Annotated in this window: 12 protein-coding genes and 1 other RNA gene; 6 read left to right on the top strand and 7 right to left on the bottom strand. The window is 54.6% G+C overall.

Translation table 11 applies throughout. The annotated features are described in order from the left end of the window. Positions 1-56: 56 nt before the first annotated feature. Genes nagA through kbaZ form a run of 6 tightly spaced genes read right to left on the bottom strand, consistent with a single transcriptional unit; the run spans position 57 to position 5,085 of the window. Positions 57-1,190, bottom strand: coding sequence for an N-acetylglucosamine-6-phosphate deacetylase (nagA, locus tag LZ634_RS12840; protein ID WP_234505635.1), 1,134 nt, complete (start codon positions 1,188-1,190; stop codon positions 57-59). Further along, positions 1,187-1,621 (bottom strand): PTS galactosamine/N-acetylgalactosamine transporter subunit IIA, encoded by a 435-nt coding sequence (gene agaF / locus LZ634_RS12835; RefSeq protein ID WP_234505632.1) that lies wholly within the window; start codon positions 1,619-1,621, stop codon positions 1,187-1,189. Before agaF ends, nagA begins: the two co-directional genes overlap by 4 nt. 17 nt (positions 1,622-1,638) lie before the next feature. Then, positions 1,639-2,517, bottom strand: coding sequence for a PTS N-acetylgalactosamine transporter subunit IID (gene agaE / locus LZ634_RS12830; RefSeq protein ID WP_234505629.1), 879 nt, complete (start codon positions 2,515-2,517; stop codon positions 1,639-1,641). Further along, positions 2,507-3,286 carry a PTS N-acetylgalactosamine transporter subunit IIC gene (gene agaW / locus LZ634_RS12825; protein ID WP_234505627.1) on the bottom strand — a complete coding sequence of 260 codons (780 nt, stop codon included), beginning with the start codon at positions 3,284-3,286 and terminating at the stop codon, positions 2,507-2,509. The genes agaE and agaW overlap by 11 nt, the downstream gene beginning before the upstream one ends. A gap of 10 nt (positions 3,287-3,296) precedes the next feature. Further along, positions 3,297-3,770, bottom strand: a complete 474-nt coding sequence (gene agaV, locus LZ634_RS12820; protein ID WP_234505624.1) for a PTS N-acetylgalactosamine transporter subunit IIB — start codon at positions 3,768-3,770, stop codon at positions 3,297-3,299. 19 nt (positions 3,771-3,789) lie between these two features. Further along, positions 3,790-5,085 (bottom strand): tagatose-bisphosphate aldolase subunit KbaZ, encoded by a 1,296-nt coding sequence (gene kbaZ / locus LZ634_RS12815; protein ID WP_234505621.1) that lies wholly within the window; start codon positions 5,083-5,085, stop codon positions 3,790-3,792. Positions 5,086-5,334: 249 nt separating this feature from the next. Here kbaZ and LZ634_RS12810 point away from each other — a divergent pair, with 249 nt between their 5' ends. Further along, positions 5,335-6,150, top strand: coding sequence for a DeoR family transcriptional regulator (locus LZ634_RS12810; RefSeq protein ID WP_234505618.1), 816 nt, complete (start codon positions 5,335-5,337; stop codon positions 6,148-6,150). Positions 6,151-6,196: 46 nt separating this feature from the next. Here the strand turns inward: LZ634_RS12810 and garD are convergent, their stop codons facing one another. Beyond that, positions 6,197-7,768: a galactarate dehydratase gene (gene garD / locus LZ634_RS12805; protein WP_234505615.1), complete on the bottom strand. Its 1,572-nt coding sequence runs from the start codon at positions 7,766-7,768 to the stop codon at positions 6,197-6,199. Positions 7,769-8,182: 414 nt separating this feature from the next. Between garD and LZ634_RS12800 the strand changes: the two genes are divergently transcribed. From LZ634_RS12800 to rnpB, 5 genes are all read left to right on the top strand, one after another. Then, complete coding sequence (locus tag LZ634_RS12800) at positions 8,183-9,523, top strand: MFS transporter (RefSeq protein WP_234505611.1); 1,341 nt, start codon at positions 8,183-8,185, stop codon at positions 9,521-9,523. A gap of 26 nt (positions 9,524-9,549) precedes the next feature. Then, positions 9,550-10,320, top strand: a complete 771-nt coding sequence (gene garL / locus LZ634_RS12795; protein ID WP_052283692.1) for a 2-dehydro-3-deoxyglucarate aldolase — start codon at positions 9,550-9,552, stop codon at positions 10,318-10,320. A gap of 29 nt (positions 10,321-10,349) precedes the next feature. Next, the gene (gene garR / locus LZ634_RS12790) at positions 10,350-11,240 is read left to right on the top strand and encodes a 2-hydroxy-3-oxopropionate reductase (protein ID WP_234505608.1); all 891 of its coding nucleotides are present in this window, start codon (positions 10,350-10,352) and stop codon (positions 11,238-11,240) included. A gap of 95 nt (positions 11,241-11,335) precedes the next feature. Further along, entirely contained in the window at positions 11,336-12,481 is a 1,146-nt protein-coding gene (gene garK, locus LZ634_RS12785; protein WP_234505605.1) for a glycerate 2-kinase, read from the top strand. Between the two features lie 32 nt (positions 12,482-12,513). Then, positions 12,514-12,895, top strand: an RNA gene (gene rnpB / locus LZ634_RS12780) — RNase P RNA component class A. Positions 12,896-13,201 lie beyond the last annotated feature (306 nt).

Below are 13,201 nucleotides of genomic sequence, written 5' to 3'. Positions count from 1 at the left end.
AAAGAAAGGCCTTGCGATCGACGACCGAAGGCCAAAGGGGCACACCATAAAGGGGATTAAAGGGAGAGCCGCTGGCCCTGAACCCAGATATCTTGAATGTGTAGGCCGCCATCAAGGGCGATAATGCTGGCGCGTTTACCCACCTTCAGCGACCCGAGCTGTCCGTCGATACCTAACAAACGAGCCGGATGCAGCGATGCCATATGAATCGCCTCTGCAGGCGAAACGCCGGTGAGCTCCACCATATTACGCACGGCAGCATCCACGGATAGCGTGCTGCCAGCCAGGCCGCCGGATGCGGTGCGTACAATCCCGCCGCGCATTTCAACCTGCTCGCCGCACAAGGTGTATTGCCCGTCCGGCATGCCGGCGGCCTGCATGGCATCGGTTATCAGCACCACCCGTTCTTTGGCACAGCTGCAGCACAGTTTCATCGCCGCCGGATGCACGTGATGCCCGTCGGCAATCAGCTCCAGCCATGCGCGCGGGTCGGTTAATCCTGCGCCGACCATCCCCGGCTCCCGGTGATGTAAACCGGTCATGCCGTTGTAACAGTGCACTAAACCATCTGCACCGGCATCAAAAGCGGCGCGGGTTTGTGCCCAGGTGGCCGCACTGTGACCTAGCATCACCCGTACGTTTTGCTGCTTGAGGTGACGAATGGCCTCTACTGCCCCAGGCTTTTCTGGCGCGAGGGCGACCACGCGTAAAGTGCCTTGAGAGACCGCTATCAGCTCATCAAGTTCGCTGATATCCAGCTCGCGAAACAGCGCCGGAGGATGCGCGCCTTTATTCTGCGGCGTGAAGTAGGGGCCTTCCAGATAGCTACCCAGCACCTGCGCGCCAGGGCCACCGGCGTGGTATCGCTTCGCAATACGTTCCAGCGCCCGGTGAATCATGTTTAAGGGGGCGGTGACGGTGGTTGGCAGCCAGCCGCCAACCCCTTCACGTGTTTTGTGTATCGCCAGCGTATCGAGCGTATCCGGTGCTTCGTCCATCACATCGACTCCCGCGCCGCCGTGGACGTGGGTATCGATATAAGCAGGGCACAGCAGCTCGGCATCGCGCTGCGTGACGCCAACGGGGATCGGTTCAATCGCCGTAATCACACCATCGGCAATGTGCAATTGATGATCGTCTCGCCAGCCCTGTTCAGTCAGCAAACGCCTGGCGCGCAGGATTTGCGTCATATGCCTTCCTCTACCGGTGCCTCGTCGCGGCAGCGCCCGAGTTCGTCAACCAGGCTGGTGAGGCCGCGATGTCCGCACTCCAGCGCCTGCAAACGGAATGCTTCACTGCTAAGTCCGTCGCGTTCCATTACCATTTCCAGTAACAGCTGTAGGTTGGTGCCGGTGATGACTTCACGTCCCGACTGCTGCATCGCCAGCGTAGAGGCGACGCGAAACGGTGTGCCGCCGAGCAGATCGGTCAGGAAGATAATGCCTTCCGTACCGTCCAGCTCAGCCACCGCTTCTTCAAGCTGTGCGGTGAGACGTGCGGTACTCGAGGTCTCAGGAAAATCGATAGCGGCAAACTGCGACTGCTCGCCGAGGATCTGCGTCATCGCTTTTTCCATGCCGCTGGCAAACCCACCGTGCCCCGTCAAAATAATACCTAACATTTCGGACCTCATTTGCTTTACAGGAAGTGGCAGAACTTGCCGACAACACCCAGTACCACGGTGATACCAATAAGGCGCAGCGGGCTCCAGCCGCGACGCACCAGCCAGAACATCGTCAAGGTATAGACCAGCGGTAAAAAGGCAGGCATCAGCTTGTCGATAACGTCGGCCTGCAGCTTAACAACCGCATCACCCGCTTTGATTTCAAGCGTGGTGTTCAGGCGAACATAGGTAGCGACCAGCGCACCGATGACGGTCATCCCGACGATAGAGGCGGCGTGGCCGACTTTTTTGGTGTTCGCTTTGATAAGCGGGATAGCGGCAACGCCCATACGATAAGCATAGTGCGCCAGACCAAAGCGCAGGCCCAGGTGGACGACGTTGAACATCACCAGGAAGATAACCGCACCGAGGATTGACCCCTGTAGCGCCAGGCTGGCGCCAATACCGCCGCAAATTGGCAGTAGGGTGAGCCAGAACATCGCATCGCCAATCCCACCCAGCGGCGCGCCGACGGCAATTTTGGTGCTTTGAATACTGTTAACGTCCTGCTTGGAGCGCTCCATGGCCAGAATAATGCCGATAACAAACGTCACCAAAAATGGATGGGTGTTGAAGAAACCCATATGGCCTTTCATCGCACGGGCCAGGTCTCGTTTGTTGGTATGGATCTTCTTCAGCGCCGGCAGCAGCCCGTAGAGCCAGCCGGAAGCCTGCATACGTTCATAGTTAAATGAAGCCTGTAAGAGCATGGAACGCCAGGCGACACGGTTAATATCTTTTCGCGTCAGATCTGCGCCAATTTTCTGATCTTCATAAATATTTTCATTCACGCCGGTGAGCAATGTCTGTTCGCTTTCCGACACGTTCGGCAGCGCATGTGGATTAGATTCCATCTTCGAATTCCTCTTTTTTCGCCGCTGGTGCAGCTGCTTCAGGAGATTTACGCATGAGGTCAATCATCGCCATTGCCAGCGCGGCGGCGGCGATAGCCAGCACCGGCAGCTTGAGCCAGGCTGCGGCAACAAACCCGATAATGAAGTAGGGGATGTAGACATTTTTCATCATGATTTTCAGCAGCACGGCGAAACCGATGGCTGGCATGATGCCGCCTGCGACACCGAGGCCGTCAATCAGACGCTCTGGCAACACATCAATGGCGGATTTTGCGTGTTCTGCGCCGAAGTAAATGGGCAGGAAAGCACAAAGGAAATAGAAGATACCCAATGCCAGTAGCGCTAGGTAGTTAACGCGTTCAATGCCATCGGTATCGGCATTGGCCGCCATGCGATCACAGCGGGACATGACGCCGGACATCACGGAGAACAGGAAAGTAATGCCCATCTGTACCGCGACGGCAAACGGTACGGCCACGCCAATGGCAACTTCTGGCTTCACGCCGGTGGTAATAGCAAAGGTGGTACCGACAATGGTACCGATAATCACGTTAGGCGGTTGAGCGCCGGCCAGCGGGGCCAGGCCCATCCAAACCAGCTCCAGCGTACCGCCGGTCAGAATACCGGTATGCAGATCGCCCAGAATCAGGCCGACCAGCGGCCCGAGCACCACCGGGCGGTGCATATGCGTTAAGCCGTTGAACATATCCAGCCCCGCGATAAAGGCGAGTAGGCCTAACGCGGCAGCTTGCAATAGACTAATTTCCATTGTGAATCCCTCAGAGGAGTTTGAAGAGGTCTACGGCAGCTTCCGTTGGTACGCCCTGTACAAAGCACTCCACACCGGCCTCTTTCAGGCCGTTAAACGCGGCAATATCCTGGGCATCGACAGAAACCGTTTTGGCAATTTGCTGCTTGCCATTGGCGTAGTGCATGTTTCCTACATTAATACGGGTGACGGGAACGCCACCTTCAACCAGTTTGAGAAAATCCGCCGGTGATTTGCAGACCAGCAGAATTTTCTGCCGATCGGCAGTGCGATGAATATTGTCGATAACCTTTTGCAGCGACCAGAAACGTACGGCGATCCCTTCGGCTAGCACCATCTCCATTAAATTTTGCTGTACGGTGTCCTCGGCAACTTCATCGTTAGCTACCAGCACCAGATTGGCTCCTGCAAATCCGACCCACTGCACGCCGACCTGGCCGTGAATTAACCTTTCATCAATGCGGCTCAGTACAATATTTGGCATCGTATTTTCCTCTTTGTTGTTATTCGTTGTCGGATGTCACGCCCAGGCAGGCGTGGTGGTACTGCTGCAATATGTCCTGAATATGGCTAATGATGAGCTCACGTGGCGCGGCACCGATCTCTCCTTCGCGCACTTTCACGTATTGCAGCGGTAAATACTGGCTGATGAGCGGCAGTGGAATCGGGTCGTCTGCCAGATTGCGCACCAGCCGTTCGAATGCGTCGTCAATTTGGCTATCAGGCCAGTAGTAGCGCACCCGGTCGGAGTAGCTGTAGCCACGCGCCAGCCGACGAGCGTTACCGTCGCCGTGATAGTGGCTTTGCCAGTATTCCGGGCGGTCGAGCATGACATTTTCCAGTACCTGGCGAAGGCCAGAGCAGGCTTTGGCTGGCAGCAATTCTTCTTCAATGGCGGCCAAGGAGAAGAGCGCTTCCCGCAGGGCAAAAGTCAGCGCTGGGCCGACTTTCAGGATAGCGAAATGATCTTTCACTAACTGGCGCAGCGATTGCGGTGTTTGGTAGTCCGTGGAGTGCGCTTCAAAGACCAGCGTGTCATAAGCCTCAACCATTTTGCTCAGCGCAACGGCTTTCTGCGGCTGATAATCGATAATATGGCTGTTATCAAACTCAACGCCAGGCTGCACAACCAGGGCAATGATTCGAGGCCAGATCGCAGTCAGACCCTGTTTTTCAAAGGCATGGTGATGGGCTTCGAGCGTCGCGCGGGCGGCATCCGGCGTAGTAACGGCCAGCTCGGTTAATGTCTCATGGGCACCGCCGGGAACGGGCACTTCTGTACCAATGACGTAAACCAGGTCGGCGATGCCGAAGTGGGCAATACAGGTTTCTTCGGCGATCTTTGCTAGGCGCGCGGCGCGTTCAGCGACGATCTCGTCCGTCAGTGGCACCGGATCGCCCTCACAGGACATGCTGCAATCGAGGTGGATCTTTTTAAAGCCCGCCGCGACATAGCTTTTGATGAGATCGTCGGCGTTGAGCATCGCCTGTTCGGCGGGTAAATTTTGCCAGCGGTTAGGACCCAGATGATCGCCGCCTAAAATCAGTAGATCCTGGGGGAAGTGCAGTGAGTCAGCGAGCTGGCAGACAAAGCCTCGGAAATCAGCTGGGGTCATTCCGGTATAGCCGCCGAATTGGTCAACCTGATTGGACGTTGCCTCGATCAGTAAAGGGGTATGATGCGCGTGGGCAAAGCGAAGCGCTGATTCAAGTACCAACGGATGTGCGGAGCAAACGGCGTAAATCCCGTTTGCTTTACCTTGTTTATGCAGCGCTACCGTATCAGTCAGATGTTTCACTTTCCTCTCCAGAACAGATTGCTGTGACAGTTATCTTTCGGTTTGTTTCGTTTAATACTGCATTATGGTGTTGTAAAAATAAAACGAAAGATAATAGTTTTCCGATCTATTTCACAAAAGAAACATAATGAAAGATTTGGGATACTGATGATAGGCGGCTAATGGGGGAGTGGCACTTGCATTCTGGCAAAGGAAAGGCGTTAATATGAAAATCGAAATGAAACGAAAGATTGGGTTAAGGGATGCACTATGAGCAGCACTGCAATGTCGACTGAAAAACGTATTACGGGCACCAGTGAAAGGCGTGAGCTCATCATTCAGCGTTTGCGCCAGCAAGGAAGCGTGCAGGTTAACGATCTTTCCAATGATTTTGGCGTCTCAACGGTCACTATTCGCAATGATTTGGCTTTCCTGGAGAAACAGGGGATCGCGGTTCGTGCTTACGGTGGTGCACTGATTTGCGACAGCAACGTGCCGGGTAATGAGCCTTCTGTTGAAGATAAAAGCTCGCTCAATACCGCCATCAAACGGCGTATCGCGGCCGAGGCGGCGCAGCTGATTAAAGCCGGAAATCGCATCATTCTTGATTCCGGGACAACCACGTTTGAAATCGCGCGTATGCTGCGCCAGCATACCGACGTGATTGTCATGACCAATGGGATGAACGTGGCTAATGCGCTGCTGGAAGCCGACGGCGTTGAGCTGCTGATGACCGGTGGTCATCTTCGTCGTCAGTCGCAGTCTTTTTATGGCGATCAGGCCGAACAATCGTTGCAAAATTACCATTTCGACATGCTGTTCTTAGGCGTGGATGCCATCGATCTTGAGCGTGGGATCAGCACCCATAATGAAGATGAGGCGCGGCTGAATCGGCGGATGTGCGAAGTGGCGGAAAAAATCGTGGTGGTCACCGATTCCAGCAAGTTTAACCGCTCCAGCCTGCATAAAATTATCGATATGCAGCGCGTCGATATGATTATCGTCGATGAAGGGATCCCGGTGGAAAGCCTCGAAGGGCTGCGCAAAAGCGGCATCGACGTGATTCTGGTTTCGCTGGCGGATTAAAAAAGGGGGAGCGTTTATGCTCCCCCTTTTTGTCGGTAAACGGCTATCAGGTTACCGGAGCCGGGTTAAACACCGCCAGCTGGTTATGCAACCCCCATTGATCCGAGAAGGTTTTCTTACGCCCGCTCGCGACGTCGAGAATGAAATGGAACAGCTTCAGGCCGACGTCTTCAATCGTTTCCTCGCCCGTGGCAATTGTCCCCGCGTTGATATCCATTAAGTCATACCAGCGGTTGGCAAGCTCGGTGCGGGTGGCCATCTTGATAACCGGCACCGCCATCAGGCCGTAAGGCGTCCCGCGGCCGGTGGTAAAGACCTGTACGGTGATCCCGGACGCCACCTGCTGAGTACCGCACACAAAATCGCTGGCTGGCGTTGCGGCGTAAATCAGGCCGCGTTTGGTCGGGCGCTGACCCGGCGACAACACCTCGACGATGGCACTTTTACCCGATTTCGCAATCGAGCCCAGCGCTTTTTCTACGACGTTGGCGAGACCGCCTTTTTTGTTGCCCGGGGACGGGTTGGCGCTGCGGTCCGTTTGCCCCATATCAAGATAGTTATCGTACCAGGCCATCTCTTCCAGCAGGCGTTTACCGACTTCTTCATTGATGGCGCGCGGCGTTAACAGATGAATCGCATCGCGGACTTCGGTCACTTCCGAGAACATAACGGTCGCGCCACAGCGGACCAGCAGGTCGGAGGCGTAGCCCACCGCTGGGTTGGCGGTGACGCCGGAGAATGCATCACTGCCGCCGCACTGCATTCCCACTACCAGCTCTGACGCCGGGCAGGTGACACGCTGGCGCTGATTGAGTTTTTCCAGGTGACGTTCGGCGACAATGAGAATGTCATCGACCATGGATTTGAAGCCGACGTGTTGTTCATCCTGCAAACGCACGATGCTGGCACTGTCGACCGGGATGCTCTGCACATCTTCCGTCCCTTCCAGCAGACGTTCCGGCTGCAGTTTTTCGCAGCCAAGGCCAACGACCATCACTTCTCCGCCGAAGTTCGGGTTCAGTGCGATATTGTGGATGGTGCGAATAGGAACAATCGCCGCTGGGGCATTGATAGCCACCCCGCAGCCGTACAGATGGTTCAGGCCAACTACGCCATCGACATTCGGGAATTTTGGCAGCAGATCGCGCTCAATGATTTTGACCACGTAATCCACCACGCCTGCGACGCAGTGCACGCTGGTGGAAATGCCCAGCAGGTTTTTGGTCCCCACGCTGCCGTCGGCATTGCGATAGCCTTCAAAGGTATAGCCTTCCAGCGCCGGCAGCGGCTCCGGTACTTTTGTGGCCAGCGGCAGCGTATTCAGCGGCGGGGCTTTTGGCAGGGCGACCGTGGATTCGTCTATCCAGCTGCCTTTCGCGATGTCGCGAACCGCGTAACCAATGACCTCACCGTAGCGAATAATTTCGCCGTTAAGAGGGATATCAACCAATGCCACTTTATGGCCCTGGGGAATATGTTCGATTAATTCCAGACCATCAGGAAAACGGGTTCCCGCTTTTAATCCGTTATCGTTAACAATGATCGCCACATTATCGGTGGCATGCACCTTTATATAAAAGGCAGTCGGCGACTCTTGTCTGATTTCAATGTTAGCCATTGTCCAGCATTCTCCAGCAACGGGGTAAAAAGAATAATGTATATAAGTGTTTCGCTTCTGGTTATAGGAAATAGAAACACATTGATGATGGAATAAAGAATGTCAGGAGTTCGGATATAAGAATGTGACGCAGATCACCTCTCGCCGTGATGCCACGTGGGGCAAGGGTAGCAATGGTTGAAATTGTGCATTAGCGCCCAGTGTTATGTGCGTATGCTCAACTTAATGTATTTAAAAAGTGGTTAAGTTGGATTTATGCACAATGTGTCGATGTGGCTTCCTGATTATACTGAACCTCGATTTCATGGTGTCTGATTTGTTTTTTGAAAGTATCCGTTATCAATAAATAGTCAGAGAAATACGCCTTAATAAAAAATAATAAAATTAAGGTGTCCTGTACCCGAGGATAATAAAATGATGCACGATACTGCTGATGTTGCTGAATCAAAAAAGGGTATGCCTACCCGATATTTAATTTTATTGGTTATTTTCATTGTTACGGCCGTTAACTACGCAGACCGTGCAACGCTCTCCATAGCCGGCACGTCCGTTGCTCAGGAACTGAACCTGAGCGCAGTTTCAATGGGGTATATCTTCTCTGCCTTTGGTTGGGCTTACTTGCTCATGCAGATCCCCGGTGGCTGGTTACTGGATAAATTTGGCTCGAAGAAAGTGTATAGCTATAGCCTGTTCTTCTGGTCGCTGTTTACTTTCCTGCAGGGCTTTGTGGGCTTCTTCCCGCTGGCATGGGCTGGCGTCTCAATGTTCTTCATGCGCTTTATGCTGGGCTTCTCTGAAGCGCCGTCCTTCCCGGCTAACGCCCGTATTGTGGCGGCCTGGTTCCCCACCAAAGAGCGCGGAACGGCTTCGGCAATCTTTAACTCCGCGCAGTATTTTTCATTAGCGCTGTTCTCGCCGCTGCTGGGTTGGCTGACCTTTGCCTGGGGCTGGGAGCATGTCTTTACCGTCATGGGGGTGATTGGTTTTGTGCTGACCGCCATGTGGGTCAAGTTCATGCACAACCCGACCGATCACCCACGGATGAGCAAAGAAGAGCTGAAGTTCATTGCGGATAACGGTGCGGTTGTTGATATGGACCATAAAAAGCCGGGCAGCGATGCGGCGAAAGGTCCAAAACTGGATTACATCAAGCAGTTGCTCAGCAGCCGTATGATGCTAGGTATCTTCTTTGGCCAGTATTTCTTAAACACCATCACCTGGTTCTTCCTGACCTGGTTTCCGATTTACCTGGTGCAGGATAAAGGGATGTCGATTCTGAAGGTGGGGATGGTGGCGTCAATTCCTGCGCTGTGCGGTTTCGGCGGCGGCGTGCTGGGCGGGTTGTTCTCTGACTACTTGATTCGCCGTGGCTGCACGCTGACCTTCGCCCGAAAACTGCCTATCGTGCTGGGTATGCTGCTGGCATCAACGATTATTCTGTGTAACTACACCGACAATACGGTGCTGGTAGTGGCGTTAATGGCGCTAGCGTTCTTCGGTAAAGGTTTTGGCGCACTGGGCTGGCCGGTTATCTCCGATGTGGCGCCGAAAGAGATTGTTGGGCTGTGCGGCGGGTTGTTTAACGTCTTTGGCAACGTTGCCTCCATCGTTACGCCGCTGGTCATTGGCTATATCGTCAGCGAGCTGCACTCCTTTAATGGCGCACTGATTTTTGTAGGCTGTTCTGCACTGATGATGATGGTTTGCTACCTGTTCGTGGTCGGTGACATCAAACGTCTGGAACTGCGGAAGTAAGTCACAACTAACTTAAGGTAATGAAAATGGATAACGCGATTTTCCCTAACAAATTCAAAGCAGCGCTGGCTGCACATCAGGTTCAGATTGGCTGCTGGTCAGCGCTTTCCAGCCCTATCAGCACCGAGGTGTTAGGCCTGGCCGGTTTCGACTGGCTGGTTCTGGACGGTGAACACGCGCCGAACGATGTGACGACGTTAATCCCGCAACTGATGGCATTAAAAGGCAGCGCCAGTGCGCCGGTGGTGCGTATCCCGACCAACGAGCCGGTGATTATCAAGCGCATGCTGGATATTGGCTTCTATAACTTCCTGATTCCCTTTGTTGAAACTCAGGAGCAGGCAGAGCAGGCGGTTGCCTCCACGCGCTATCCACCGGAAGGCATTCGCGGTGTTTCCGTTTCTCACCGCGGCAACATGTTCGGCACCGTGCCGGATTACTTCGCACAGTCCAACAAGAACATCACCATTCTTGTGCAGATTGAAAGTCAGCTTGGCGTAGATAGTGTCGATGCCATCGCTGCAACTGACGGCGTTGACGGCATCTTTGTCGGCCCAAGCGACCTCGCGGCGGCATTAGGCCATCTGGGCAATGCGTCGCATCCGGAGGTTCAGCAGGCGATTAAACACATTTTTGCCCGTGCGAAAGCGCACGGTAAACCAAGCGGCATTCTGGCTCCGGTTGAAGCGGATGCCCGTCGCTATCTGGAATGGGGCGCCACCTTTGTGGCCGTTGGCAGCGATCTGGGCGTGTTCCGCGCCGGAACGCAGAAGCTGGCCGACGCCTTTAAAAAGTAACCACCACGACTAAACGCAAAATTGAGGAAATGACGATGAAAGTTGGTTTTATTGGCCTGGGTATCATGGGTAAACCGATGAGTAAAAACCTGCTGAAAGCGGGTTACTCGCTGGTGGTTTGTGACCGTAATTCTGAAAGCGTTGCTGAGGTGATGGCGGCGGGTGCGGAAGCGGCGAGCACGGCAAAAGCGATTGCGGAGCAGTGCGATGTGATTATCACTATGCTGCCAAACTCCCCGCACGTTAAAGAGGTGGCGCTGGGTGAGAACGGCATTATTGAAGGGGCCAAACCGGGTACCGTGCTGATTGATATGAGCTCTATTGCCCCGCTGGCAAGCCGCGAAATTAGCGAGGCGCTGAAGGCGAAGGGCGTTGACATGCTGGATGCCCCGGTCAGCGGCGGTGAGCCGAAGGCTATCGATGGTACGCTGTCGGTGATGGTTGGCGGCGATAAGGCGATTTTCGATAAGTACTATGACCTGATGAAAGCGATGGCCGGCTCGGTGGTGCACACCGGTGAAATTGGTGCGGGCAACGTGACCAAGCTAGCAAACCAGGTGATTGTCGCGCTGAATATCGCAGCGATGTCCGAAGCGCTGACGCTGGCTACCAAAGCGGGCGTGAACCCGGATCTGGTCTATCAGGCCATTCGCGGCGGCCTGGCGGGAAGTACCGTGCTGGATGCCAAAGCACCGATGGTGATGGACCGCAACTTCAAGCCTGGTTTCCGTATCGACCTGCATATTAAAGATCTGGCCAACGCGCTGGACACCTCCCACGGCGTGGGCGCACAGCTGCCGTTAACGGCGGCGGTGATGGAGATGATGCAGGCGTTGCGCGCCGACGGTCTGGGAACCGCCGACCACAGCGCTATCGCGTGCTACTACGAAAAACTGGCGAAAGTGGAAGTTTCTCGCTAATGACGTCGTGCCCGGTTGCGCGTTGCTGACCGGGCCTACCTTGTAGGCCGGATAAGTCATACGCCATCCGCCGTCGTGCGCTAATAGGTTCAGATATGAAAATCGTAATCGCCCCAGACTCTTATAAAGAAAGCCTCTCTGCTACCGAAGTAGCACAGGCAATAGAAAAAGGATTTCGGGAAATCTTTCCGGAAGCGCAGTTTGTCTCCGTGCCGGTCGCCGATGGTGGAGAAGGAACGGTTGAGGCGATGATCGCGGCAACGCAGGGGCGGGCAGTGACGTCAATCGTCACCGGTCCTCTCGGTGAAGCCGTCGAGGCACAGTGGGGCATTTCGGGCGATGGTCACACGGCGTTTATCGAAATGGCAGCAGCCAGCGGGCTGGCGCTGGTGCCACCTGAGTTACGCAACCCCTTAATTACCACCTCTTACGGTACCGGGGAGCTCATCCTGCAGGCGCTGGAGAGCGGGGTGAAAAACATTATTATCGGCATCGGCGGCAGCGCCACTAACGATGGCGGTGCCGGAATGGTACAGGCGCTGGGCGCGAAGTTGTGCGATGCCAACGGGGCTGACATCGGCTTTGGCGGCGGCAGCCTGATGAGCCTGAACAAGATTGATATTAGTCGTCTTGATGCCCGCCTACAGGCGTGCAGCATTCGCGTGGCCTGTGATGTCACCAATCCCCTGACCGGCGAATCTGGTGCCTCTTTCATCTTTGGCCCACAAAAAGGGGCTACTGAGGCGATGATTCGCGAGCTGGACCATAACCTTGACCATTTTGCCGAGGTCATTAAAAAATCGCTGCGCGTGGACGTGAAAGACGTTCCGGGATCCGGGGCTGCAGGCGGTATGGGCGCGGCGCTGATGGCGTTTCTTGGCGCGGATCTGCGCAGTGGGATTGAGATTGTGACGCAGGCGCTCAACCTGGAAGAACATATTCATGACTGCACGCTGGTGGTCACCGGTGAAGGGCGTCTTGATAGCCAGAGTATTCACGGCAAAGTGCCAGTTGGCGTGGCCAGCGTGGCGAAAAAATATCACAAGCCGGTGATTGGTATTGCCGGAAGCCTGACGCGCGACGTCGGGATTGTGCATCAGTACGGTATTGATTCGGTGTTCAGCGTCCTCAACCGCATTGGTTCGCTGGAGGAGGCGTTCCGCGATGCGGCGGACAATATTTACCTTACCTCGCGCAACGTCGCGGCGACCATTCTGCTGGGGATGCAGACTCAAAGGTGACATTGGCGCGCAAACCCTCTATACTGCGCGCCGAAGCTGACCAGACAGTCGCCGCTTCGTCGTCGTCCTCTTCGGGGGAGACGGGCGGAGGGGAGGAAAGTCCGGGCTCCATAGGGCGAGGTGCCAGGTAACGCCTGGGGGGTGTAACAGCCCACGACAAGTGCAACAGAGAGCAAACCGCCGATGGCCCACGCAAGTGGGATCAGGTAAGGGTGAAAGGGTGCGGTAAGAGCGCACCGCGCGGCTGGTAACAGTCCGTGGCACGGTAAACTCCACCCGGAGCAAGGCCAAATAGGGGTTCATAAGGTACGGCCCGTACTGAACCCGGGTAGGCTGCTTGAGCCAGTGAGCGATTGCTGGCCTAGATGAATGACTGTCCAACGACAGAACCCGGCTTATCGGTCAGTTTCACCTCTTAAAAAACCCCGCTTCGGCGGGGTTTTTGCTTTTGAGGATGCGGGCAGGAGAACTTTGAAAAAGCCATCATGCTTCCTTATTGACCCTTATAAAAATGTTACAAACCCATTCATTTTGTCGAAATGCGACACAATGCACAAAACACTAATATAAACGTTTCGATTGGATTTTTGTGCTGCCGATGCCGTATATCTCCTCCTGGATAGCGCTAAAACCCGCTAAAAATCAGGCTGATTTACGTTTTATAATGTCACCACTATGTGTTCAAGTTGTTAACATGATTGGGGTGATGCTGCCAACTTA

Source organism: Kluyvera intermedia (assembly GCF_021440345.1).
Lineage (GTDB): Bacteria > Pseudomonadota > Gammaproteobacteria > Enterobacterales > Enterobacteriaceae > Kluyvera > Kluyvera intermedia_A.
The sequence above is the reverse complement of the archived record's forward strand: the minus strand, read 5'-3'. Positions and strand labels throughout refer to the sequence as shown.

Excerpts from the sequence above, each read along its gene's own strand:
- agaE (WP_234505629.1), bottom strand. The coding sequence starts at position 2,517 with ATGGAATCTAATCCACATGCGCTGCCGAACGTGTCGGAAAGCGAACAG.
- garL (WP_052283692.1), top strand. The coding sequence starts at position 9,550 with ATGGATAACGCGATTTTCCCTAACAAATTCAAAGCAGCGCTGGCTGCA.
- nagA (WP_234505635.1), bottom strand. The coding sequence starts at position 1,190 with ATGACGCAAATCCTGCGCGCCAGGCGTTTGCTGACTGAACAGGGCTGG.
- LZ634_RS12800 (WP_234505611.1), top strand. The coding sequence starts at position 8,183 with ATGATGCACGATACTGCTGATGTTGCTGAATCAAAAAAGGGTATGCCT.
- agaW (WP_234505627.1), bottom strand. The coding sequence starts at position 3,286 with ATGGAAATTAGTCTATTGCAAGCTGCCGCGTTAGGCCTACTCGCCTTT.
- agaF (WP_234505632.1), bottom strand. The coding sequence starts at position 1,621 with ATGTTAGGTATTATTTTGACGGGGCACGGTGGGTTTGCCAGCGGCATG.
- garD (WP_234505615.1), bottom strand. The coding sequence starts at position 7,768 with ATGGCTAACATTGAAATCAGACAAGAGTCGCCGACTGCCTTTTATATA.
- garK (WP_234505605.1), top strand. The coding sequence starts at position 11,336 with ATGAAAATCGTAATCGCCCCAGACTCTTATAAAGAAAGCCTCTCTGCT.
- agaV (WP_234505624.1), bottom strand. The coding sequence starts at position 3,770 with ATGCCAAATATTGTACTGAGCCGCATTGATGAAAGGTTAATTCACGGC.
- LZ634_RS12810 (WP_234505618.1), top strand. The coding sequence starts at position 5,335 with ATGAGCAGCACTGCAATGTCGACTGAAAAACGTATTACGGGCACCAGT.
- garR (WP_234505608.1), top strand. The coding sequence starts at position 10,350 with ATGACGATGAAAGTTGGTTTTATTGGCCTGGGTATCATGGGTAAACCG.